22 protein-coding genes are annotated in these 22,767 nt (G+C 64.0%); 21 read left to right on the top strand and 1 reads right to left on the bottom strand.

Features of this window, described 5'->3' with window-relative positions:
- The 7 genes from Q8R75_RS19455 to flgJ all read left to right on the top strand — a co-directional run.
- On the top strand, positions 1-487 hold a 487-nt coding region (locus Q8R75_RS19455; protein WP_305663828.1), incomplete at its 5' end, for a FlgD immunoglobulin-like domain containing protein.
- Between the two features lie 14 nt (positions 488-501).
- Entirely contained in the window at positions 502-1,719 is a 1,218-nt protein-coding gene (gene flgE, locus Q8R75_RS19450; protein ID WP_305626080.1) for a flagellar hook protein FlgE, read from the top strand.
- A gap of 19 nt (positions 1,720-1,738) precedes the next feature.
- A complete protein-coding gene (flgF, locus tag Q8R75_RS19445) occupies positions 1,739-2,479 on the top strand; it encodes a flagellar basal-body rod protein FlgF (protein WP_305626081.1) in 741 nt (246 codons plus the stop codon).
- 15 nt (positions 2,480-2,494) lie between these two features.
- Complete coding sequence (gene flgG / locus Q8R75_RS19440; protein ID WP_305626082.1) at positions 2,495-3,277, top strand: flagellar basal-body rod protein FlgG; 783 nt, start codon at positions 2,495-2,497, stop codon at positions 3,275-3,277.
- Positions 3,278-3,310: 33 nt separating this feature from the next.
- Positions 3,311-4,009 carry a flagellar basal body L-ring protein FlgH gene (locus Q8R75_RS19435; RefSeq protein ID WP_305614174.1) on the top strand — a complete coding sequence of 233 codons (699 nt, stop codon included), beginning with the start codon at positions 3,311-3,313 and terminating at the stop codon, positions 4,007-4,009.
- A 114-nt stretch (positions 4,010-4,123) separates the two neighbouring features.
- Positions 4,124-5,221: a flagellar basal body P-ring protein FlgI gene (locus tag Q8R75_RS19430; RefSeq protein ID WP_305614173.1), complete on the top strand. Its 1,098-nt coding sequence runs from the start codon at positions 4,124-4,126 to the stop codon at positions 5,219-5,221.
- A complete protein-coding gene (gene flgJ, locus Q8R75_RS19425; RefSeq protein WP_305614172.1) occupies positions 5,221-6,192 on the top strand; it encodes a flagellar assembly peptidoglycan hydrolase FlgJ in 972 nt (323 codons plus the stop codon). Before Q8R75_RS19430 ends, flgJ begins: the two co-directional genes overlap by 1 nt.
- 35 nt (positions 6,193-6,227) lie before the next feature.
- Here flgJ and Q8R75_RS19420 read toward each other — a convergent pair whose 3' ends face one another.
- Entirely contained in the window at positions 6,228-6,680 is a 453-nt protein-coding gene (locus tag Q8R75_RS19420; RefSeq protein WP_305614171.1) for a hypothetical protein, read from the bottom strand.
- Between the two features lie 133 nt (positions 6,681-6,813).
- Between Q8R75_RS19420 and flgK the strand changes: the two genes are divergently transcribed.
- The 14 genes from flgK to trpB all read left to right on the top strand — a co-directional run bounded on the left by flgK (position 6,814) and on the right by trpB (position 22,741).
- Entirely contained in the window at positions 6,814-8,757 is a 1,944-nt protein-coding gene (gene flgK, locus Q8R75_RS19415; protein ID WP_305626083.1) for a flagellar hook-associated protein FlgK, read from the top strand.
- Between the two features lie 11 nt (positions 8,758-8,768).
- Positions 8,769-10,052: a flagellar hook-associated protein FlgL gene (gene flgL, locus Q8R75_RS19410; protein WP_305614169.1), complete on the top strand. Its 1,284-nt coding sequence runs from the start codon at positions 8,769-8,771 to the stop codon at positions 10,050-10,052.
- An 8-nt stretch (positions 10,053-10,060) separates the two neighbouring features.
- A complete protein-coding gene (locus Q8R75_RS19405; RefSeq protein WP_305614168.1) occupies positions 10,061-10,510 on the top strand; it encodes a hypothetical protein in 450 nt (149 codons plus the stop codon).
- 77 nt (positions 10,511-10,587) lie between these two features.
- Positions 10,588-11,745 (top strand): MFS transporter, encoded by a 1,158-nt coding sequence (locus tag Q8R75_RS19400; protein ID WP_305614167.1) that lies wholly within the window; start codon positions 10,588-10,590, stop codon positions 11,743-11,745.
- A gap of 55 nt (positions 11,746-11,800) precedes the next feature.
- Positions 11,801-13,207: a 3-isopropylmalate dehydratase large subunit gene (leuC, locus tag Q8R75_RS19395; RefSeq protein ID WP_305614166.1), complete on the top strand. Its 1,407-nt coding sequence runs from the start codon at positions 11,801-11,803 to the stop codon at positions 13,205-13,207.
- An 18-nt stretch (positions 13,208-13,225) separates the two neighbouring features.
- A complete protein-coding gene (locus tag Q8R75_RS19390; RefSeq protein ID WP_305614165.1) occupies positions 13,226-13,348 on the top strand; it encodes an entericidin A/B family lipoprotein in 123 nt (40 codons plus the stop codon).
- A gap of 70 nt (positions 13,349-13,418) precedes the next feature.
- Positions 13,419-14,057, top strand: coding sequence for a 3-isopropylmalate dehydratase small subunit (gene leuD, locus Q8R75_RS19385; protein WP_305614164.1), 639 nt, complete (start codon positions 13,419-13,421; stop codon positions 14,055-14,057).
- A 15-nt stretch (positions 14,058-14,072) separates the two neighbouring features.
- Positions 14,073-15,146, top strand: a complete 1,074-nt coding sequence (leuB, locus tag Q8R75_RS19380; RefSeq protein WP_305614163.1) for a 3-isopropylmalate dehydrogenase — start codon at positions 14,073-14,075, stop codon at positions 15,144-15,146.
- Positions 15,147-15,164: 18 nt separating this feature from the next.
- A complete protein-coding gene (gene asd / locus Q8R75_RS19375; RefSeq protein ID WP_305614162.1) occupies positions 15,165-16,280 on the top strand; it encodes an aspartate-semialdehyde dehydrogenase in 1,116 nt (371 codons plus the stop codon).
- Positions 16,281-16,418: 138 nt separating this feature from the next.
- Complete coding sequence (locus Q8R75_RS19370) at positions 16,419-19,280, top strand: FimV/HubP family polar landmark protein (protein WP_305614161.1); 2,862 nt, start codon at positions 16,419-16,421, stop codon at positions 19,278-19,280.
- 178 nt (positions 19,281-19,458) lie between these two features.
- A complete protein-coding gene (locus Q8R75_RS19365; RefSeq protein ID WP_305614160.1) occupies positions 19,459-20,058 on the top strand; it encodes a hypothetical protein in 600 nt (199 codons plus the stop codon).
- 1 nt (position 20,059) lies between these two features.
- Positions 20,060-20,866: a tRNA pseudouridine(38-40) synthase TruA gene (gene truA / locus Q8R75_RS19360; protein WP_305614159.1), complete on the top strand. Its 807-nt coding sequence runs from the start codon at positions 20,060-20,062 to the stop codon at positions 20,864-20,866.
- A gap of 29 nt (positions 20,867-20,895) precedes the next feature.
- Complete coding sequence (locus Q8R75_RS19355; RefSeq protein WP_305614158.1) at positions 20,896-21,534, top strand: phosphoribosylanthranilate isomerase; 639 nt, start codon at positions 20,896-20,898, stop codon at positions 21,532-21,534.
- Positions 21,509-22,741, top strand: coding sequence for a tryptophan synthase subunit beta (gene trpB, locus Q8R75_RS19350; protein WP_305663827.1), 1,233 nt, complete (start codon positions 21,509-21,511; stop codon positions 22,739-22,741). The genes Q8R75_RS19355 and trpB overlap by 26 nt, the downstream gene beginning before the upstream one ends.
- Positions 22,742-22,767 lie beyond the last annotated feature (26 nt).

Below are 22,767 nucleotides of genomic sequence, written 5' to 3'. Positions count from 1 at the left end.
GATCAGCACGGTGGATGGCATCAGCAAGCTCAACAGCACGCTGGAAAAGCTCACCAGCAGTTCTGCCGATTCGCAGCATCTGCAGGCCGCGGCGCTGGTCGGCCATGCGGTTCTGGTCGAAGGATCGGCGCTGGAACTGGTAAACGGAAAGTCGATGGGCGGCATCGAGCTGACGTCGCCGGCCGATCGCGTCACGGTATCGGTCAAGGGTGCCAATGGCGTGCTGGTGAAGGAAATCAATCTGGACGCACGCGACGCAGGCATCACGCAGTTCGTCTGGGACGGTACCGACATGGCTGGCACGGCAGTTGCTGAGGATGGCAAGTACTCCTTCACTGTGAGCGCTATCCAGGGCACGCAGAAGCTGGTCACCACGCCGCTCGAACTTGCCGTGGTGCAAAGCGTGGAGCGCAGCGGCGGCCAGACCCGCCTGAATGTAGGCCAGCAGTCGCTGGTCTCGATGAACGACATCAAGCAGATCTACTGATCGGGAGTTGAATCATGGCCTTTCAGCAAGGACTTTCCGGACTGAACATCGCGTCCAAGGCGCTCGACGCCATCAGCAACAACGTGGCGAATTCGACCACCGTGGGCTTCAAGCAATCCACCGCCCAGTTTTCTGACCTGTATGCATCGACCCTCGGTGGTGGCGGAAAATCGCAGATCGGCATCGGCGCCACGGTAAATGGTGTTGCCCAGCAGTTCAGTCAGGGCAACATCACCGTGACGAGCAATCCGCTCGACCTTGCGATCAATGGCGACGGCTTCTTCCGCATGAGCGACAACGGTTCCGTGCTTTACACACGCAACGGTCAGTTCTCAGTGGACAAGAACGGCTACATCGTGAATGCCACGGGCTACCGCCTGACAGGTTACGGCGTCGATGCCGACGACAACATCGTCGTGACGGCGCCGATCGATCTGCGTATCGACACCGCACTGAGCGGCGGCGAGCCACGTTCCACGGTCGAAGCCGACCTCGCGGTCAACCTCGACTCGCGTCTGTCCGTGCCGGTCAATCCCGTGTTCTCGCCGACCGACACCACCAGCTTCTCCTACTCGACTTCGCTAACGTCGTATGACTCGTTGGGCAACTCGCACATCATGTCGCTGTACTTCGTGAAGACCGCGACGCCGAACCAGTGGAACATGCACACGTCGCTAGATGGCGGCGCGCCGACCGCGGCCACGGCTGTCACCTTCAATTCCAATGGCGGGCTTGTCGGTCCGACCACGCTGCCTCAGTCTTTCGCCATAACCACCGGTGCAACCAGTCCTCTGGCGTTCGATCTCGACCTGACCGGCTCGACCCAGTTCGGCTCCGCCTTCAGCGTCAACGCCGTGGCGCAGGACGGTTTCGCCTCCGGCCGACTGTCCGGGATCAGCGTGTCGCCGGAAGGCGTGCTGCAGGGGCGCTACACCAATGGCCAGTCGCGCAACCTGGGCCAGGTCGTCATGGCGACCTTCCAGAATCCGGATGGCATGACGCAGCTGGGCAGCAATGCCTGGGCGGAAACATCGTTCTCCGGGCCGCCGGCTGTCGGCACGCCGGGTACCGGCAACCGTGGTGGCCTGCAGCCGGCGGCGGTGGAAGACTCGAACGTCGATCTCACCGCCGAACTGGTGAACATGATCACCCAGCAGCGCGCCTATCAGGCCAATGCGCAGTCGATCAAGACGCAGGACCAGATCATGCAGACCCTCGTCAACCTGCGCTGACCGCCGCTGAGGACACACCATGGACCGCGTGATCTATACCGCGATGAGCGGCGCGAAATGGACGCTGGAGCGTCAGGCGTCAGTCGCGCAGAATCTCGCGAACGCGTCGAGTACCGGCTATCGCGCCGAAGAGCACCGGCTGCGCGCCGTGCCGGTGCAGACCGAAGCGTTTGCGTCGCGCGCCTTCGTGGTGGATGCCAGCGTCAAGAACGATTTCACGCCCGGCCCGCTGCAGCAGACCGGTGGCGCCTACGACGTCGCCGTCAAGGGCAGTGGCTGGTTCGCGCTGGCCATGCCTGACGGAACCGAGGCCTACACGCGCAATGGCCACCTGCAGATCAGCCCGACCGGTGTGCTGCAGAACCACAACGGGATCCCGGTGCAGGGTGAGACCGGCCCGATCACCGTGCCGCCGGACACCGAGGTCACCATCGGCGCCGACGGTACCTTGTCCGCCGTACAACGCACCGGCGGCGTCAATCAGGTCAATCAGATCGGCCGGCTCAAGCTGGTCGATCCGCCTGAGAACACGATCAAGCGCGGCGATGACGGTCTGTTCCGCGTCACCACGTCGGGTCCGGTGCCGCAGGCACAGAACGTGCGTGTCGCTGCGGGCTTTCTCGAAGGCAGCAATGTGAACGTGGTGGACCAGGTGGTGGCGATGATTTCGCTGTCGCGCCAGTTCGAAATGCAGACGCGCATGCTCACCACGGCAGAGCGCGATGATCAGGCGGCGACCCAGCTGCTGTCCAACCGATAACCGGAGAACACGACCATGATCCGCTCGCTGTGGATAGCCCGCACCGGCATGGATGCACATCAGACCCAGCTCGATGTCATCACCAACAACCTTGCCAACGTCAGCACCAACGGTTTCAAACGCGCGCGCGCCGTGTTCGAGGACCTGCTGTACCAGACGATGCGGCAGCCCGGCGCGCTGAACACGCAGCAGAACACCATTCCTTCCGGCCTGCAGATCGGCACCGGCGTGCGCCCGGTGGCCACCCAGCGCATCCAGACCCAGGGCAATCTGCTGCAGACCAGCAATTCGCTCGATGTCGCTGTGCAGGGCGAGGGCTTCTTCCAGATCCAGATGCCGGACGGCACGCTGGCCTATACCCGTGACGGCTCCTTCCAGAAGGATGCGCAGGGCGTGATGGTCACGTCCAGCGGCTTTCCGGTGCAGCCGCAGGTCACGATTCCGCCCGATACGGTGTCGCTGACCATCGGTCGTGACGGTGTGGTCAGCGCCTTGCAGGCCGGGCAGGCCGCGCCAACGCAGATCGGTCAGTTGCAGCTTGCGACCTTCGTCAATACCGGCGGCCTGCAGAGCGTCGGTGAGAACCTCTATGTCGAAACTGCGTCGAGCGGCACACCGACGCCGAACACACCGGGCACCAACGGCGCCGGCCTGCTCAACCAGGGCTTTGTCGAAACGTCGAACGTCAATGTGGTCGAGGAACTGGTGCAGATGATCCAGACCCAGCGGGCATACGAAATCAATTCGCGCGCCATCCAGACTTCGGACGAAATGCTGGCCCGGCTCACCCAGCTCTGATCGGTCGCGCCAATGACCCGTGGAGAATCCGTCATGAACAACGAACGTATCCAGCAGATCGCCCGCGCGGCGGGTTTCGTCACCGTGTTGCTGGTGGCGATCATGCTGGCGGGCTGCGTCAATACGCCGCCCACCGCGGTGCATCAGCCGATGACCGCGCGGCCGCCGCTGAAGACCGACTATGTGCTCAACAGTGGCGCCATCTTCCAGCCATCCGGCGGCGCGCGTCCGTTGTTCGAGGATCGCCGGGCACGCTATGTCGGCGATACGCTGGTCATCAACATCAGCGAACGCACCCAGGCGGCCAAGAAGTCGGCCAGTACGGCAGACCGCACGCAGGACATCGAAATGGGTGTGCCGACCATCGTGGGTCTGCCCGGGAAGAGCCTGCAGGGCGCCACGGTGGCCGCCAACAGCGCCAATGCCTTCTCCGGCAAGGGGGCGTCGTCGGCTGACAACAACTTCACCGGCACCATCACGGTCACGGTGATTGAAGTGCTGCCCAATGGCAATCTGCTGGTGTCCGGCGAAAAGCAGGTTGCGATCAACCAGGGCAACGAGTTCATCCGCTTCTCGGGCATCGTCAATTCCACCCAGATTTCGGGTGCGAATACCGTGCAGTCAACCCAGGTGGCCGATGCGCGCATCGAGTACCGAGCCAATGGCTACATCGACGAAGCGCAGGTGATGGGCTGGCTGGCGCGCTTCTTCCTCACGTTCATGCCGCTGTGAAGCGATGCGCCAGGTTCGGTTTTTGCCATCTTTTCCGGCCATTGAAAGCGGCGTGTGCAACGTATAAACATAACTGACGCTGCCCTAGATGCCACGCCCGGAGGGCGAACTGCCATGAAACGGATAACGACTTTTCTCCTGCTTGCCTTGCTTTCCATGGCGCCCGCGCACGCGGAGCGCATCAAGGACCTCGCCACGCTGGCCGGCGTACGCAACAACCAGTTGATCGGCTACGGTCTGGTAGTCGGCCTCGACGGCTCGGGCGACCAGACGACGCAAACGCCGTTTACCGTGCAGAGCGTGATCAACATGCTGGGCAATCTGGGCGTGACGCTGCCGCCCGGCCAGAACCTGCAGCTGAAGAACGTGGCGGCCGTCATGGTCACCGCCAACCTGCCGCCCTTTGCACGCCAGGGGCAGGCGCTGGATATCACCGTGTCGTCGATGGGCAATGCAAAGAGCCTGCGTGGCGGCACGCTGGTCATGACACCGCTGAAGGGTGCCGACGGTCAGGTTTATGGCATGGCGCAGGGCAATGTCGTGGTCGGCGGCGTCGGTGCCGCGGCGGGAGGTGCTTCGGTCACCATCAATCATCTGTCGGTCGGTCGCATCGCGGGCGGGGCGACGGTCGAACGCGCGGTGCCGACCAGCGTTGGCGAGGGCGAATTCGTGGAACTCGAAACCAACACGACTGACTTCGGCACCGCCCAGCGCATGGTCGATGCCATCAACAAGGCGATGCTGCCCGGAACCGCGGTGGCTGCCGACGCAAGGCGGATACGCGTGCGCGCGCCGGTGGATCCCGGTGAGCGTGTCGCTTTCATGAGCCGGCTGGAGAATATCGACGTGACGCCGGCGCAGCAGGCGGCCAAGGTGGTCGTCAATTCGCGTACGGGTTCGGTCGTCATGAATCAGGCGGTAACGCTGGATACCTGTGCCGTCGCGCATGGCAACCTGACGGTTACGGTGACTGCCGAGCCGGTGATCAGCCAGCCCGGCCCGTTGTCCGGCGGCCAGACCGTGGTCGCGGAACGCAACCAGATCGATATCCAGCAGGAAGGCAGCGCGCTGATCAATGTGAAGAAGGGAGCCAACCTGTCCGAGGTGGTGCGTGCGCTGAATGCGCTGGGCGCCAATCCGCAAGACCTGATCATCATCCTGCAGGCGATGAAGGCTGCCGGTGCGCTGCGCGCCGAACTGGAAGTGATCTGATGGAAAACAGCGGCCTCACTTCGCTGGCGGCCGATGTACGCGGGCTGGACGTGCTGCGTCGCGCCTCGCGCGACAACTCGCCGGAGGCGTTGAAGGCCGCGGCCAAGCAGTTCGAGGCCATGTTCCTGCAGGTGGTGATCAAGTCGATGCGTGAGGCGTCGCCCGGCGACGAACTGTTCGGCGGGCAGGAAAGCAAGATGTACCAGGACATGCTCGACCAGCAGTGGGCCCAGGTCATGAGCGAGGGCGGGGGCACCGGGCTGGCCAAGGTTCTTGAGCGGCAGCTGTCTGCAAATGCCCGCAGCGCCGACACCTCACTGCCCATCGATCTCAAGCCACTGTCCGACGCGGCGCAGTTTTCCGGCATCGCGATGATGCCGCCGACGGCAATCTCTGCCGTGCGCAGGCAGACTTTGCAGGGCGGAGCAGCAACGCCGGCCGAATCGGTTCTGGCCGGTCTGGCCGCGGAACAGCCGCCGGTCAGCAGTCCGAATGTGCCGGCCCACGCGCGGGCCTTTGTAGAACGTGTGTGGCCGGCGGCGCTGTCGGCCAGTCGCGCAACCGGCATTCCGGCCCAGTTCCTGGTTGCCCAGGCGGCACTGGAAACCGGCTGGGGACGCGCTGAACTGGCGTCAGCCGATGGCGCGGCCAGCCATAACCTGTTCAATATCAAGGCCGGCAGCAGTTGGCAGGGCCCGACCGTGAAGGTGTCGGCGAGTGAGTTCGTGGATGGCCGCTGGACCCGCGAGGACAGCGCCTTCCGTCGCTACGGGTCCTACGAGGAAAGCTTTGCCGACTACGCGAAGTTGCTCCTCGACCAGCCGCGCTATGCGCGCGTGGTCGGCGCCCAGGACGCCGGCAGCTTCGCGCGCGGCCTGCAGCAGTCGGGCTATGCGACCGACCCGATGTACGGCGCCAAGCTGGAACGCATCATCAACGGCCCGCTGCTGCGTTCGGCGCTGGCAGAATGAGTCACTGAACGAGGTCGGCAAATCGGGGCGGTGCATCAAGGAAGCAACTCAAGACAGCGTTTCCGGATGAGATCGACCTGACCTTCGGCGCCCGCTTCGCGCAGGGCGCGTACGCACACATCGATTGCCTCGTGCAGTGCGGCTTCGTCAGTCACCGCACGCAAAGCGGGCTTGATCCGTGCCGTGTCGCCGCGCAGGGCGCGCTCCATGGCTTCCATCAGATACAGGCGGGCAATGGCGAGTGAGCGCCGGGTTGGCCTGCCGCCATCGGTGTCCCGACGTTCAAGCGTGACCAGTCCGAGCTCGAGCAGAGTTCCGGCAGCTGCGAGCAGACGCAGGCCATCGGCAGCGGGTCGGCCGAGGGCGGCAAACAGGGCGGCAAAGTCCTGCCGCCCATCCACCACAATCAGCAGCACGCGGGTCAGCGGGTCGAGCCGGTGACTGCGCCGGACCATTTCCGCGCGCCCGGCCATTGTCTTGGAAGGCACATCAGTGCTGCGTATGCGGTCGATTGTCCCGGTCATGAGCCGAATTGTTGCAGGCCCGTATGACGGAAATAAAAAAAGCTGGCAAAGGTTTTGCTTAGATGGGTCGTAAGCACTCTGAACGAGACGACACATCATGGGAACGCAGCTCTACAACATCGGGATCACCGGACTGAACGCCGCACAGGCAGGGCTGATCACGACCGGTCACAACATTTCGAATGCGGCCACGCCCGGTTTCACCCGGCAGCAGGTCGTACTCGGCACCAACGATCCGCAGCTGACCGGCAGTGGCTTCCTCGGTCAGGGCGCACGGATCGAAACGGTGCGGCGCATCTACAGCCAGTTCCTGACCGCCCAGGTGATGGAGGCCAAGACCCAGAACGCGGAATACGGTGCCTACGCCGCCCAGATCGCCGCACTCGACAACCTGCTGGCCGATCCGCAAGCTGGCTTGTCACCTGCGATGTCCGACTTCTTCGATGCGCTGCAGAGCGTGTCGGCGTCGCCGACCTCGCTGGCGTCGCGCCAATCGGCGATTTCGGCGGCCCAATCAATGACGGCCCGCTTCAATGCGCTGGATGCGCGGCTTGAACAGATCCGCACCGGCCTGAATGGCGAAATCTCCGGTTCGGTGGAAGAAATCAACCAGCTCGCGTCGCAGATTGCCCGCTACAACGACCAGATCGCGGTCGCCGAGTCGACCACCGGTGCCAACCGGCTCGCCAACGACATGCTCGACGCGCGCGAACGGCTGATCACCGAACTGAACGAATTGGTCCGCGTAACCCAGCTGCAGCAGAGTGATGGCTCGATCAACCTGTTCATCGGCAACGGCCAGCCCGTGGTGGTGGGGGGCAGCGCCTTCGGCATGAGCGCATCGCCTTCGGTGGAGGACGCCAGCCGCACCGAAGTGACGTACACCGCGCCGGGCGGCGCCGTGCTTCGGCTGCGGGAAGACACGATCACCGGCGGCAAGCTGGGCGGGCTGCTTGCCTTCCGCCGCGAAACCCTCGACGAGGCGCAGAACGCACTCGGCCGGATTGCCATCGGTGTAGCCGAACAGTTCAATTTGCAGCATGCGCTGGGTCAGGACCTCAATGGTGCGATGGGCACCAACGTATTCAACGTGCTCGCAGGCAGTGCGCTGCCGGCGAACACCAACAGCACGGTGGCCGCTGCACTGGTGAATGTGACGATCAGCAACTCGTCCGAACTCACGACGAGCGACTATCGGCTGAATTTCGACGGTGCGACGTACACACTCACCCGTCTGTCGGACAATCAGAGCTGGTCGGCCGCGACTCTGGGCGGCCTGCCACCGGCGGGCAGTCCGCAGGGTTTCACGCTCGATTCGGGGGCGACCACGCTGGCTTCCGGGGACAGCTTCCTGATCCAGCCGACCCGTAATGGCGGTTCGGACATCCGCACCGTCATCGCTGACCCCCGCATGCTGGCGCTGGCGATGCCGATCAGCACCACGGCGGCGCTGGCCAATACGGGCAACGCCAGTATCAGCGCAGGTGCCGTGAGCTCCACTACCGGCTTGCCGCTCGGCGGTCCGATCACGCTGACCTTCGACGCCACGACAAACGTGTTCAACGTGGTTGGTGGTCCCGGCGGCACGATTGCCTACAACCCGGCGACCGAGTCGGCTGGCAAGAGCTTCACCTTTGCCGGCCAGGGCGGCTTCACCTTCCAGTTGTCCGGTCTGCCGCGCAATGGCGACACCTTCACCATCTCGCCCAACAGCAGTGGTCAGGGCGACAACCGCAACCTGCTGGAACTGGCGGCACTGCAGAACACGAACACGTTGGCCGGTGGAACGACCGGTTTTCAGGGTGCCTACGCCCAGATGGTGGCGTCCGTTGGCGCCCAGGCGCGTGAGGTGCAGGTGAACCAGACAGCCCAGAAGGTGCTGCTGTCACGCGTCGAGGAGTCGCAGCAATCGTTGTCCGGCGTCAATCTCGATGAAGAGGCGGCCAACCTGCTGCGTTACCAGCAGGCCTATCAAGCTGCCGGAAAGATGATCGAACTGGCCAGTCGCCTGTTCGATACCCTGTTGCAGATCGGTCGCTGAGGAGAATCCTGATGCGCATATCCACCAATACCGTCTATGAAGCGGGCACCTCGGGTCTGGTCCGTCAGAGCGCCGACCTGTTCCGTACCCAGCAGCAGATGTCATCGGGCAAGCGGGTGCTTGCGCCGTCCGATGATCCGGTTGCTTCGGCGGCCGCGCTGGAGATCGACCAGATCAAGGCCATGAATGACCAGCACGCCGTAAACCGGCGCGATGCCAACAGCGCGCTCGGCTTTGCCGAGTCGCAGATTTCCACCGCGGGCGATCTGATCGCATCGATCCGCGAACGTCTGATCCAGGCCGGCAACGGCGCACTGAGCGACAGCGACCTGAAATCGATCGCCACTGACATCCGGGGCAGCTTCGCCGGGCTGATGGGCGTTGCCAATTCGCGCGATGCCTTCGGCGACTTCCTGTTTTCGGGCTATCGCAGTGATACCCAGCCGTTCGCCGGCAGCATCGAGGCGGGCGTGACCTACGCCGGCGACGACGGCCAGCGCGAGGCGCAGGTCGGCTCCGCCCGGCGCATTGCAGTCAGCGATTCCGGCAGCACGGTGTTCATGCGCATGCGCACCGGCAACGGCGATTTCACGATGAGCCCCGGCGCGGGCAACACCGGCAGCGCAGTCAGTGATCTGGGCAGCGTGACCAGCGGCGTCGACTGGAACGCAACGACCAACGGCGGCAGCTTCAACATCGTGTTCGATGTGACCAACAACGTCACCACCTACGACATCATCGACAACACCTCGGGCAATTCGATGTTGACCGGCGCCGCGCCGGGGGCCGCGCCGTACCCGCGGACCTATGTGGCGGGCGACACGATCACTTTGGCCTCGCAGGGCGCTGAACCGGCGTTCGATCTCGGCGCACGCTTCTCGATTACCGGTTCGCCGGCCAGTGGTGACAGCTTTTCGCTCGACCGCAGCGCCACGCAGAGCGTATTCGAAACGATCTCCGACGTGGTGCTGGCGCTGGAATCCGGTACGAACGGCAATCCGGTTGCCATCGCGAAACTCAACAACACGCTGTCAGCGTCGATAGGCAATATTGATCAGGCGCAGGAAGCCCTGCTCACCGTGCGCTCGCGCATTGGTGCGCGTACGGCCGAACTGGATGCGCTGAATTCGCTCGGTGCCGATGTCGACCTGCAGTTCCAGTCGCAGCTGGCCGACCTGCGCGACCTGAACTACACCGAGGCGATCAGCCGGCTGACGCAGCAACAGACCTATCTGCAGGCGGCGCAGCAGTCCTTCCTGAAGGTGTCGGGGCTGTCGCTGTTCAACTACATCTGAGGCGCGCCATGAACTTCCGGTTGCTCGCATTGATCGCCCCCTGCCTGCTGGCAGCCTGTACGTCGCTCGACCGTACGCTGCCGAATTCAGGTTCGGTCATTCCGAACACCAAACTGCAGCTGACGCCCGGTTACGCCACCACGGCGGAAAAGCTGATCTATGTTGCCGGCGCCGCCTATGTGGCCTATCTGGTTCTCGACCCGATGGCGCCGAACTGGTCCATCGACGAGGCCAAACTGTCTGAAGACACCTACTACCTCGGCATGAAGAAGGTGCGCATGCGCTCCGGCGGCGAGGGAGAGGCGCGCATGGTGTTCCGGCGCCGGGCCGAACAGCTGGCCCGGTCGGGTGGCTACGCCGGCTATGAAATCGTCAGTTACAGCGAAGGCATCCAGTCCGACCTGATCGCGCAGCGGGTGGGTGAGGGCGTCGTCCAGCTCAAGCACGGCACGCGCTGACCGGCCCTGAACGACGGCGTCGGCGATCGTATGGCCGGCCGGTCCGTCGCTGCGGCGCCTCGGGTAGACTTCGCCCGATGTCGCTCCCCTACTGGCGCCTGTCCGCCTACTACTTCTTCTATTTCGCCTTTGTAGGCGCCTTTTCGCCCTACTTCGGTCTCTACCTTTCCTCCATCCATTTCTCCGCGGCCGATATTGCCATCGTCATGTCGCTGATGCAGGTCATGCGGATCCTCGCGCCCAGCCTGTGGGGTTGGCTGGCCGACCGCATCGGCGCCCGGGTGCCCATCGTGCGCGCGGCGGGACTGGCCAGTCTGGCGGGCTTCCTGATCTTTTTCACGACTGACCAGTTCATCGGCGTTTTCATCGCCATGGCGCTGATGTCCTTCTTCTGGAGCGCGTCGCTGCCGCTGGTCGAGGCGCTGACGCTTGAACACCTGAAATCCAGCGTATCGCGCTACGGCGCCATCCGGGTCTGGGGCTCGATCGGCTTCGTAGTCACGGTGCTGGTGCTGGGCGATGTACTTGAACGCACCGGACTGGATGCGGTGTTGTGGGCCTGCAGCCTGCTGCTGGCCGGCATTTTCCTGTTTGCAATGTGCGTCCCTGAGGCGCCGGTGCATGCCGGCGCGGTGGCGGCCACTCAGTCGCTGCGTACCATCCTGCGCAGCCGGCCGGTGGCGGGGCTGTTCGGCGCGGCCTTCTTCATGAGCTGTGCGCATGGCGCGCTGTATGTGTTCTATTCGATCCATCTCGACGAACACGGCTACAGCAAGCGGGTGATCGGCGGGCTGTGGACACTGGGCGTGCTGGCCGAGATCGGCGTTTTCCTGTGCATGCCCTGGCTGCTGCGCCGCTTCACGCTGCGCGCACTGCTGCTGGCGGCGCTTGTTGCGGCGGTGCTGCGCTTCGCGGTGATCGGGTGGGCGGTCAGCGCACCGCTCTGGCTGATCGGCGCTCAACTGCTGCACGGCCTCACCTTCGGCGCCTTTCATGCCGGTTCGGTGGCCGCGCTCAACCAGTGGTTCGACGCGCGCCAGCAGGCGCGGGCGCAGGCCTTGTACGGCAGCGTGTCCTTCGGCGCTGGCGGCATGGTGGGCGGGCTGCTGGCTGGCTGGATGTGGGCGCCGCTCGGTGGCGCCTGGGCATTCTCGGTGAGCGCGCTGTTTGCGGTCGCCGGCTACGCCTTGCTGCGCCGGATGTGGCGCCCGGAAACAGCGCCCGGGCACGGCTGAGCGCCTGCCGGCCGGTTATAATCTGCGGTTTGGCTGATCAGCGGGATTGGTTTCAATGGCGCAAACGCTCTACGACAAATTATGGTCCGGCCACGTCGTGCACACCGAAGACGACGGCACGACGCTGCTCTACATCGACCGTCACCTGGTGCATGAGGTGACCAGTCCGCAGGCTTACGAAGGCCTGCGTCTGGCCGGACGCAAGCCCTGGCGCACCGGTTCCATCGTCGCGACCGCCGATCACAACGTGCCGACCGACGGCTCGGATCTTGCGGTGGCCGACCCGACCTCGCGCGCCCAGGTCGAGACGCTTGACGACAACATCCGCACCTACGGCGCGCTGGCCTACTTCCCCTATCGCGACAAGCGGCAGGGCATCGTGCACGTGATCGGACCGGAAAACGGCGTGACCCTGCCCGGCATGACCGTGGTGTGCGGCGACTCGCACACGTCGACGCACGGCGCCTTTGCCTGCCTGGCGCAGGGCATCGGCACGTCGGAAGTCGAACATGTGCTGGCCACGCAGTGCCTGCTGCAGAAGAAATCGAAGTCGATGTTGGTCCGTGTCGAAGGCGAACTCGGGCGCGGCGTCAGCGCCAAGGACATCGCGCTGTACGTGATCGGTCAGATCGGCACCGCTGGCGGGACCGGCTATGCGATCGAATTCGGCGGCTCGGCCATCCGCGCTCTGTCGATGGAAGGCCGGATGACCTTGTGCAACATGGCTATCGAGGCCGGTGCGCGGGCCGGCATGGTGGCCGTCGACCAGACCACGATCGACTACCTGCGCGGCCGGCCGTTTGCGCCGCGAGACGAGCAGTGGGACCGGGCGGTCGAGTACTGGCGCACGCTGAAATCCGATGAGAGCGCACAGCACGACCGCGTGGTCGACATCGATGCCCGCCGGATCACGCCTCAGGTGACCTGGGGCACATCGCCCGAAATGGTGACCGATATCTGCGGCCAGGTGCCGGCACCCGAGGATTTCGCCGATCCGGTGCAGCGCGAAGGCGTGGCGCGCGCGCTGCAGTACATGGGGCTGACCCCGCGTACGCCGATCGATCAGATCCGGATCGACAAGGTGTTCATCGGTTCCTGTACCAATTCGCGCATCGAAGACCTGCGCGCGGCCGCCAAGGTGGTGCAGGGCCGGCAGATCGCAGACAACGTGAAGCTGGCCATGGTGGTGCCGGGCTCCGGTCTGGTCCGTGCGCAGGCGGAAGCCGAAGGTCTGGACAAGGTGTTCAAGGCGGCGGGCTTCGAGTGGCGCGAGCCGGGCTGTTCGATGTGTCTGGGCATGAATGCCGATCGGCTCGAGCCGGGCGAGCGCTGCGCATCGACCTCGAACCGCAATTTCGAAGGTCGTCAAGGTGCCGGCGGACGCACCCATCTGGTCAGTCCGCAGATGGCGGCCGCCGCGGCGATCGCCGGCCGTTTCGCCGATGTGCGCGATGTCGTTTGAGAATCCGGGAGTGTGGGCATGAAGATGGTTTTTGTGTGCATGAGTGCCCTGGCGCTGCTGCTGGCGGGTTGCAATACCGTCGAAGGGCTCGGCAAGGACATCAAGAAGGGTGGCGAAGCCATCGAGAAGTCGGCGAAATAGAAGCAGTCAGAGAAACCGTCAGAGAAGAAGTCAGAGAAGAAGTCAGAGAAAGAGCCAGGCAAAACACGCCATGAATCCATTCACCACGCTTGACGGACTGGTCGCGCCGCTGGATCGCGCGAATGTCGATACCGACGCCATCATTCCAAAGCAGTACCTTAAATCGATCAAGCGTTCGGGCTTCGGCCCGACGCTGTTCGACGAATGGCGCTATCTCGATGTCGGCCAGCCGGGGCAGGACCATTCGAAGCGACCGCTGAATCCGGATTTCGTGCTGAATCAGCCGCGTTTCCAGGGCGCCAGCATCCTGCTGGTGCGCGAAAACTTCGGTTGCGGCTCGTCGCGCGAACACGCGCCCTGGGCGATCGAGGATTTCGGTTTCCGCGCCATCCTCGGCACCACGTTTGCCGACATCTTTTTCAACAACTGCTTCAAGAATGGCCTGCTGCCGATCCGTCTGCCGCAGGCCGAACTGGAACAATTGTTCCTGCAGTGCGCCGGCACACCGGGCTACCGGCTGCGCATCGATCTGGAAAGCCAGACGGTGATCCGGCCGGATGGCCACGTCATCCGCTTCGACGTCGAAGCTTTCCGCAAGTACTGCCTGCTGAACGGCTTCGACGACATCGGCCTGACCTTGCGTCAGGCCGACAAGATCCGTGAATTCGAAGCCCGTCGCCGCATCGAACAACCCTGGCTGTTTGCCTGAACTCTGGAGCGTCCATTGAAAGTCTGCGTTATTCCCGGTGACGGCATCGGCGTCGAAATCACGGCCGAGGCGCTGCGCGTGCTCGAAGCGCTGCGCGGCGATGGTCTGAAGATCGAATTTGAACATGCGTTGCTTGGCGGCTGCGCGGTGGACGCCACCGGCAAGCCTTATCCGGAGGCCACGTCGAAGCTGGCGCGCGAAGCCGATGCGATCCTGCTCGGTGCAGTCGGCGGTCCGAAATGGGACACGCTGCCGCGCGAACAGCGGCCCGAGCGCGGCTTGCTCGGTATCCGCGCCGATCTGGGTGTGTTCGCCAACCTGCGCCCGGCCATCCTTTATCCGGAACTGGCGAACGCGTCGTCGCTGAAACCCGAGGTGGTGTCCGGACTGGACATCCTGATCGTGCGCGAGCTGACCGGCGACATCTATTTCGGCCAGCCGCGCGGCATCGAGGAACGCGACACGCAATGGGGCCGTCAGCGTGTCGGCTGGAACACGATGATCTACGCTGAAGAGGAAATACGGCGCATCGGACGCGTCGCCTTTGAGGCAGCCGGCAAGCGCGGCGGAAAGCTCTGTTCGGTCGACAAGATGAACGTGCTCGAGTGCACCCAGCTGTGGCGCGAGGTCATCACGGCCATGGCGGCTGAATATCCGGACGTCGAGCTGTCGCACATGTTGGTCGACAACGCCGCCATGCAACTCGTGAAGGCGCCGAAGCAGTTCGACGTGATCGTTACCGGCAACATGTTCGGCGACATCCTGTCGGATGAGGCGTCGATGCTGACCGGCTCGATCGGCATGTTGCCGTCGGCCTCGCTGGACGCGAACAACAAGGGGCTGTACGAGCCCAGTCATGGCTCGGCGCCGGACATCGCCGGCAAGGGCGTGGCCAATCCGCTGGCAACCATCCTGTCGGCTGCGATGCTGCTGCGCTACAGCGGCGAGGACGAAGCGAACGCGGTGCGCATCGAAAACGCGGTGCGCAAGGTGCTGGCCCAGGGCTTGCGTACAGGCGACATCTACGAAGCGGGCACGCAGCGCGTGGGTACGAAGGAAATGGGCGACGCGGTCATCGCGGCGCTGTAACGCTCAGAGGGCAAGACAATGTTGAAGCTGGGGATGGTGGGTTGGCGCGGCATGGTGGGTTCGGTGCTCATGCAGCGCATGCGCGAAGAGAATGATTTTTCGCTGGTCGAACCGGTGTTCTTCACCACGTCCAGCGTCGGTGCGGCCGGTCCGGACGTGGGGCAGGGCAGCGCGCCGCTGCTCGACGCCGCCGACGTCGGCCAGCTGGCGAAGATGGACATCATCATCACCTGCCAGGGTGGTGATTACACGAACGAGGTGTTTCCGAAGCTGCGTGCCGCCGGCTGGAAGGGCTACTGGATCGACGCTGCGTCGGCCCTGCGCATGAAGGACGACGCCATCATCATTCTCGATCCGGTCAACATGGACGTGATCAAGGCCGGTCTGGTCGGCGGCGTGAAGAACTACATCGGTGGCAACTGCACCGTCAGCCTGATGCTGATGGGCGTCGGCGCGCTGTTCTCGGCCGGTCTGGTCGAGTGGATGAGCGCCATGACGTATCAGGCGGCATCGGGTGCGGGCGCGCAGAACATGCGCGAACTGCTGTCGCAGATGGGCACGCTGCACGGCGTTGCCGCACCGATGCTGAAGGACAGTTCGTCGGCCATCCTCGACATCGATCGCGCCGTCACCGACGGCCTGCGCAGCGCAGATTTCCCGAAGGCCAATTTCGGCGTTCCGCTGGCGGGCTCGTTGATCCCGTATATCGACAAGGAGCTCGACAGCGGCCAGAGCAAGGAAGAGTGGAAGGGGCAGGTCGAAACCAACAAGATCCTCGGCCGCACGGGATCTGCGATCACCCCGATCGATGGCATCTGCGTTCGCGTCGGCGCGATGCGGTGCCATTCGCAGGCGCTCACTATAAAGTTGCGCCGCGATGTGCCGTTGGACGAAATCGAAAGCATGATCCGCGAAGCGAATGCCTGGGTGAAGTTTGTCCCCAACCATCGCGAGGACAGCATGCGCGACCTGACGCCGGCCGCAGTCAGTGGTTCGCTGACCATTCCGGTCGGTCGCGTACGCAAACTCAATATGGGGCCGGACTATCTCGGTGCATTCACGTGCGGGGACCAGTTGCTGTGGGGCGCCGCCGAACCGCTCCGGCGCATGTTGCGCATCCTGATCGAAGCCTGACCACGCACCGACACATCGCGCTCAATGCGCGATGTGTCGTAACAGACAGTATCGCAACATAAAGCGACTGTTTAGCTTGCAGTGCTAAGACCATGATGTTATTTTGAGATTTGGGTTTTAGCGCGCGAGGAAAACGCGGTGCGTCATAGCGATAAAAAACATTCGATCCGCCTGTTGACCGCGTTGCTGTCAGCGCTTCCGCTGACAGCCGGTGCAGCCGGTCTGGGCAAACTCACCGTTCAGTCCGCTATCGGACAGACACTCCGTGCAGAAGTCGAGTTGTCCGCCAGCGCGGACGAACTGGCTTCGATGACCGCCAGGCTCGCGCCGCCAAGTGCCTTCAAGCAGGCCGGCGTCGAATACGCCACCAGTCTGAGCGGCGTCAAGGTCGCAGTTGAAAAACGCGGGTCGCGCCCGGTGCTGGTCGTGACCAGCGATCGGGTGGTGAACGAGCCTTATCTGGATGTCCTGATAGAGCTGAACTGGTCGTCCGGCAAGCTGGTCCGCGAATATACTTTCCTGCTCGACCCGGCCGACATGCCGCGACCGGCGCCGGTTGATCCGGTCGTAGTCAAGAGCGCAGAGCCGCGTGCAGTGACCAGAGCGCCTTCGGCGCCAGCGCCAGCGCGCGCGCGCGCCGACAACATCCATGAAGTGAAGCGCGGCGATACGCTGAGCCGTATCGCTGGCGAGTACATGCCAGCCGGCGTCAGCCTCGACCAGATGCTTGTGGCGCTGGTTCAGGCCAATCCGGAAGCCTTCGAAAACGGCAACATGAATCGCCTGCGCGCCGGGCGTATTCTCGCAATCCCCGATCAGTCGGCCGCGCAAGCCGTGTCGCCGCAGGAAGCGCGCAAAATAGTGATGGCCCAGACCAGTGACTTCGCGGCCTACCGCGCTCGCCTGGCAGGAGCCGTGGCCGATGCACCGTCGGCGGCAGATACCGGTAGTCGCGCTGCGTCCGGAAAGATCGAGGCGCGAGTCGACGATCGCGCACCCTCTGCCGCTGCAGCATCCGACCAGGTCAGGGTGTCGAAATCTGCGGCCGAAAGCGACCGCAAGATCAGTGCGCTCGAAGAGGAAGTGGTTGCGAAGGAACGCGCGCTCAAGGACGCCAACAGCCGTCTGGCCGATCTCGAACGCAATGTGCGTGAGTTGCAGAAGCTGGTTGAGCTGAAGAACACCCCGATGGCGCAGGCGCAGCAGCAGGCGGCAACGCCGCAGACACCGGCAACGACGCCCGCACCGGCGCCCGTTCCCGCTCCGGTGCCTGTCGTCCAACCGACCGAAAAGCCAGTGCCGGATCTCGCTGCCGATGCGGCGAAGCCCGAAGACAAGGAAGTGCCGGATCTGGTGGCGCTGGCCGATGAGGAGCCGGCTGAAAAGCCGGCCGAGCCTCCGGTGGCTATCGAGCCGCCCAAGTCGGAACCCGTGCCGCCGGTCGCCGCATCTGCTCCGGTGCCCGAACCCGCCCCCGAACCTGAACAGCCGGGGCTGTTCTCCGATCCCAAGACGTTGGGCGGATTGGGGGCCGTGTTGCTGCTCGTCCTGGGTTACCTCGGCTATCGCAAGTCAAAGGCCCGCCAGCCCCTGCCGGACGCAACGCCTTCGACCACAGCCGGTCTCGAGGCAATGCCTGCCGCATCGTCGGTGATCGGTGCAACGGGTGGTGGCCAGAGCGTCGATACCAGCGCCAGTTCGATCCAGACCGATTTCAGCCAGTCTTCGCTGTCGTCGATCGACGCTGACGAAGGGGTTGATCCGGTTGCGGAAGCCGATGTTTACATGGCTTACGGTCGCGATGCGCAGGCGGAAGAAATCCTGCTTGAAGCGCTGAAGACCGAGCCGAGCCGTCATGCAATCCATCTGAAGTTGCTCGAAATCTATGCTCAGCGGAAATCGATCAAGCCATTCGAAACGATGGCGACCGAGCTCTACGCGCAGACGGGCGGTCGTGGCGCGGACTGGGAAAAGGCGGCCTTGCTGGGCCGCTCGGTTGATCCGACCAATCCGCTGTACGGTGGCGGCGAGGCACCGGACGACGGTTTTGACGAACAGGCTTCGATGGCGGCTACCGTTGTCGTATCGGGCGCCGACAAGATGCGCGATACCTGGACGTTGCCGGGTGACATCGGCCAGCTCGCATCGGGCAGCGAACCGACGATTGCGCTGGATCGGAACAAGCTCGACCTCGGTGCCCCGGAAGTGCCGGCAGCGAAGGTGGATACGGACCTCGATTTCGATCTCGACATCCAGTCAGCGGCGCCACTGGCGGAAGCGCCAGTGGTCGGCGTCGCCACCACAATGACCAAGCCGGGTGAGGAGTCCGATGCGGATTCTTCGCTTGATTTCGATCTCGGTCTCGACTTCACGTCGGACGAGCCGAAGAAGGACGTCAGTACCGTCATCCTGGAAAAGAATGTCGCAGACACGGCGGAAGCCCTTGCCCAGTCCTCGCAGGGTTTCGATCTTGATTTGTCGTTGCCGGCGGCGGGCGACGATCCGGATGCCGCGGCCAGCGGTGCGGTGGTCGATCTGGAACGCACCGACGTAGGCAATCTGATCGACTTCAACTTCGACGCATCGGACGCGCCGGCTCAGGCGACAGCCGAACCGGTGATCGATCTGTCGGACATCAACCTCGATCTGGGCACTGATCCATCCACGCTTGAAACCGACATCGTCGGTGACCCCCTGCATGCGCTGGAAACAGATGTGGTCGGCGATGCGGTGCAGGCGTTCGAAGAACCAGCGCCGCAGGCACTGCCGGATCTGAGCGAGTCTTCGGTCTCCACCGTGATCAATCCGGAAGATATGCTCGCGAGCGAAGAGCCGCCGCAAACGGCAGCGGAAGAAGCGGAGACCAAGCTCGAGTTGGCGCGCGCCTATGAAGAAATGGGCGACAAGGAAGGTGCGCGCGAACTGCTGCAGGAAGTCGTGCGCGAAGGCACGATGGACCAGCAGTCGCAGGCGAGTGAAATGCTCGCCAAACTTGCCTGAACGGGACATTGCAGCAGATGGATCGGCCTTCGGGCCGATCCGCCCCGCACAGCGCACATACCCGCGTCCCGGCTGAAAATTCGCTCGCCTGTCCTGTTCGCCCGGGCCCCGCCTGGCGCTATGCTTGACGCAATGTTCCTGCGTCGTCCTCATGTACGCTACCGATACTGATCCTTCCGTGCCGCGCCTGCATGCGGCTACGCTGCTTGCGCTCTGGCTGTTCTGGCTGCTTGCCGGGCAGGTGGCGGGCTCGCCCTGGCATGAGCTGTGGTCGGGCATATCGATCACCTGCGCCCTCCTGTTCGCCCCGCGTCGTTTTCTTCGCCTGCTGCGCCGTCTGCGTTGGTTGCTGCTTGCCGTCCTGCTCACCTTTGCGTTCGCCACGCCCGGGCGTCTGCTGATACCCGATTTTGCGGCGGGCCCGAGTGTCGAAGGCCTGCTGGCTGCCCTGTCTGCCATGAGCAAGCTTATTGGCATGGCCGCTGCCGTCGCCGTCTTGCTGGAACGGCTGACGCCAGCGCGGCTCACCGGGGCCATTCACCGACTGGTTCATCCGATGTCGGCGGATCCTCCTTCGCCCGGAAGCTTCGCCTTGCGCCTGCAACTCGTCCTGCACGAACTCGATCACCAGGTGCCCGGACGCGATTGGCGTTCCTGGCTGGAAGACGGCGACAGCGGAACGCCCCTGCCGGTCGAGGCGTGCGCACCGCTGGCCTCGATGGATCGTGTCGTACTGGCCGCTGCCGCTGGCCTGCTTGCGCTCTGGCACTGGGCCTGACGTGCGTATTGCGCTGGGTGTCGAATACGACGGATCGGCCTTTCGCGGCTGGCAGTCACAGGTCGTCGGGCCCACGGTGCAGGACACGCTGGAAGCTGCCTTGTCAGCCATCGCGGCGCATCCGCTTCGCGTGCAGGCTTCCGGCCGCACCGATAGCGGTGTCCATGCGACCGCCCAGGTGGTGCATTTCGATACCTCTGCAATGCGCCCGGACACGGCTTGGGTACGCGGCTGCAATGCGCTGCTGCCGTCTTCGGTTGCCGTGCGCTGGGCTGCGCCGGTCGCTGACGATTTCAACGCTCGTTTTTCGGCACATTCGCGCAGCTACCGCTACTGCCTTTACAACCATCCTGTCCGTCCGGCGCTGTCGGCGACTTTGGCCGGCTGGTTCCACCGTCCGCTCGACGAGGTCCGTATGCAGGCCGCCGCGGTCGAGCTGATCGGCACGCATGATTTTTCCGCCTTCCGCTCGTCGGAATGTCAGGCGCGCAGTCCGGTACGCACCTTGTCCGAGCTGACGCTGATGCGCCAGGGCGACTGGATAATGTTCGACCTGACGGCCAACGCCTTCCTGCATCACATGGTGCGCAACATCATCGGCGCGCTGGTGGAGGTCGGGTGCTGCCGGCGAGATCCCCCATGGATCGGCGAACTGCTGGCAGGGCAGGACCGGCGACTGGGAGCCCCCACTTTTTCCGCCAGTGGCCTCTATCTGGCCGGGGTGGGCTACGATGCGCGTTGGCATTTGCCGGCGAGCCAGCAAGGGGTGCGCCTTCCGGCAATCGGACCGGGCGTGGCACCCGGCTGAACTATCTTCACGATCATCTCCAGGGGCGCATGGTGCGCAGGACCCGTATCAAGGTGTGTGGCTTCACCCGCGAATTCGACCTGAGCGGTGCGCTGGCACTGGGTGTCGACGCGGTCGGGTTCGTGCTGTATCCGCCGAGCCCGCGCGCCGTAACGCTAGAAAGGGCGGCGGCGCTGGCGCTCCTGGTGCCGCCATTCGTCACGCGGGTCGGGCTGTTCGTCAATGAAGACGCCGGACTGATCGGTGAGGCGGCGCGCGAGGCGTGTCTTGATTGCCTGCAGTTTCACGGCGACGAGACGCCGGACGACTGCGAACGTTTCGGCCTGCCGTACATCAAAGCAGTCCGGGTGAGGCCGGGGCTGGATTTGCTAGAATGCGCAGTCAGGTTTCGTTCAGCGCGTGCGCTGCTGCTGGATGCGTACTCGGAGGGTTGGGGCGGTTCAGGAAAATGCTTTGACTGGACGCTGATTCCGCACGAACTTCCATTGCCCGTGATCCTGTCCGGCGGGCTGGACCCGGAGACTGTGTCAGACGCGGTCAGACGCGTTGCTCCGGCGGCGGTAGATGTGAGCAGCGGAGTGGAATCCGCCAAAGGAATCAAGGACGTGGCCAGGGTGGCCGCGTTCATATCAGGAGTGGAAAATGGGGAAGCTCGACCTGCCGGCTGAGGTATCTGCCTCCGCCTACAACCTGCCGGACACGACCGGGCATTTTGGCCCGTACGGCGGCACCTTCGTCGCCGAAACCCTGATTGCCGCGCTCGATGAACTGCGCGACACCTACGAATCATTGAAGGACGAACCGGCGTTCCGTGCTGAATTCGAGTACGAGCTGAAGCATTACGTCGGCCGCCCGAGCCCGATCTTCCATGCCCGCCGCCTGTCCGACGCGGCCGGTGGGGCGCAGATCTACCTCAAGCGCGAAGACCTGAACCACACCGGCGCGCACAAGATCAACAACGTGATCGGCCAGGCCATGGTGGCCAAACACATGGGCAAGCCGCGCGTGATCGCCGAAACCGGTGCCGGCCAGCACGGCGTTGCCACGGCAACGATCGCGGCCCGTCTCGGCATGGAATGCGTGGTCTACATGGGCAGCGAGGACGTGAAGCGCCAGGCGGCCAACGTCTATCGGATGAAGTTGCTCGGTGCCACGGTAGTGCCGGTCGAATGCGGCTCGAAGACGCTCAAGGACGCGCTGAATGAAGCCATGCGCGACTGGGTGACCAACGTCGCCAACACCTTCTACATCATCGGTACAGTGGCCGGTCCGCATCCTTATCCGATGATGGTGCGCGACTTCCAGTCGGTCATCGGCGAAGAGTGCAAGTGGCAGATGCCGGAAATGATCGGCCGTCAGCCGGACGCCGTGATCGCCTGTGTCGGTGGCGGCTCGAACGCGATGGGCATCTTCTATCCCTACATTCCGTATCCGGACGTGCGCCTGATCGGCGTCGAGGCGGCCGGGCACGGCATTTCGACCGGGATGCATTCGGCGTCGCTGTGCGCCGGACGCCCGGGGGTGCTGCACGGCAATCGCACCTATCTGCTGCAGGACGAAATCGGCCAGATCATCGAAACCCATTCGGTGTCGGCCGGCCTCGATTACCCGGGCGTCGGTCCGGAGCACGCCTGGCTGAAGGACTGCGGCCGCGCCGAATATGTGGCGATTGACGACGAGGAAGCGCTGGCCGCCTTCCACAAGACCTGCCGCATGGAAGGCATCATTCCGGCGCTCGAATCGTCGCACGCCGTCGCCTACGCGATGAAGATGGCGGCCGGCATGTCAAAGGACGCGGTGCTGCTGGTCAATCTGTCCGGTCGCGGTGACAAGGACATGCATACCGTGGCCGAGAAGTCCGGCATCAAGTTCTGACCTGCTTTTCCACCATCCTGTTGTCA

The sequence above is a fragment of the Methyloversatilis sp. genome, assembly GCF_030696805.1.
GTDB lineage: Bacteria > Pseudomonadota > Gammaproteobacteria > Burkholderiales > Rhodocyclaceae > Methyloversatilis.
Note: the sequence above shows the minus strand (reverse complement) of the source record. Positions and strands in the feature narration are given on the sequence as shown.

Bases quoted from the DNA above. Each gene is read 5' to 3' on its own strand.
- flgE (WP_305626080.1), top strand. From the start codon at position 502: ATGGCCTTTCAGCAAGGACTTTCCGGACTGAACATCGCGTCCAAGGCG.
- Q8R75_RS19390 (WP_305614165.1), top strand. From the start codon at position 13,226: ATGAAGATGGTTTTTGTGTGCATGAGTGCCCTGGCGCTGCTGCTGGCG.
- flgJ (WP_305614172.1), top strand. From the start codon at position 5,221: ATGGAAAACAGCGGCCTCACTTCGCTGGCGGCCGATGTACGCGGGCTG.
- flgL (WP_305614169.1), top strand. From the start codon at position 8,769: ATGCGCATATCCACCAATACCGTCTATGAAGCGGGCACCTCGGGTCTG.
- Q8R75_RS19405 (WP_305614168.1), top strand. From the start codon at position 10,061: ATGAACTTCCGGTTGCTCGCATTGATCGCCCCCTGCCTGCTGGCAGCC.
- Q8R75_RS19430 (WP_305614173.1), top strand. From the start codon at position 4,124: ATGAAACGGATAACGACTTTTCTCCTGCTTGCCTTGCTTTCCATGGCG.
- Q8R75_RS19400 (WP_305614167.1), top strand. From the start codon at position 10,588: ATGTCGCTCCCCTACTGGCGCCTGTCCGCCTACTACTTCTTCTATTTC.
- leuC (WP_305614166.1), top strand. From the start codon at position 11,801: ATGGCGCAAACGCTCTACGACAAATTATGGTCCGGCCACGTCGTGCAC.
- flgG (WP_305626082.1), top strand. From the start codon at position 2,495: ATGATCCGCTCGCTGTGGATAGCCCGCACCGGCATGGATGCACATCAG.
- trpB (WP_305663827.1), top strand. From the start codon at position 21,509: ATGGGGAAGCTCGACCTGCCGGCTGAGGTATCTGCCTCCGCCTACAAC.
- leuD (WP_305614164.1), top strand. From the start codon at position 13,419: ATGAATCCATTCACCACGCTTGACGGACTGGTCGCGCCGCTGGATCGC.
- asd (WP_305614162.1), top strand. From the start codon at position 15,165: ATGTTGAAGCTGGGGATGGTGGGTTGGCGCGGCATGGTGGGTTCGGTG.
- flgF (WP_305626081.1), top strand. From the start codon at position 1,739: ATGGACCGCGTGATCTATACCGCGATGAGCGGCGCGAAATGGACGCTG.
- flgK (WP_305626083.1), top strand. From the start codon at position 6,814: ATGGGAACGCAGCTCTACAACATCGGGATCACCGGACTGAACGCCGCA.
- Q8R75_RS19355 (WP_305614158.1), top strand. From the start codon at position 20,896: ATGGTGCGCAGGACCCGTATCAAGGTGTGTGGCTTCACCCGCGAATTC.
- Q8R75_RS19435 (WP_305614174.1), top strand. From the start codon at position 3,311: ATGAACAACGAACGTATCCAGCAGATCGCCCGCGCGGCGGGTTTCGTC.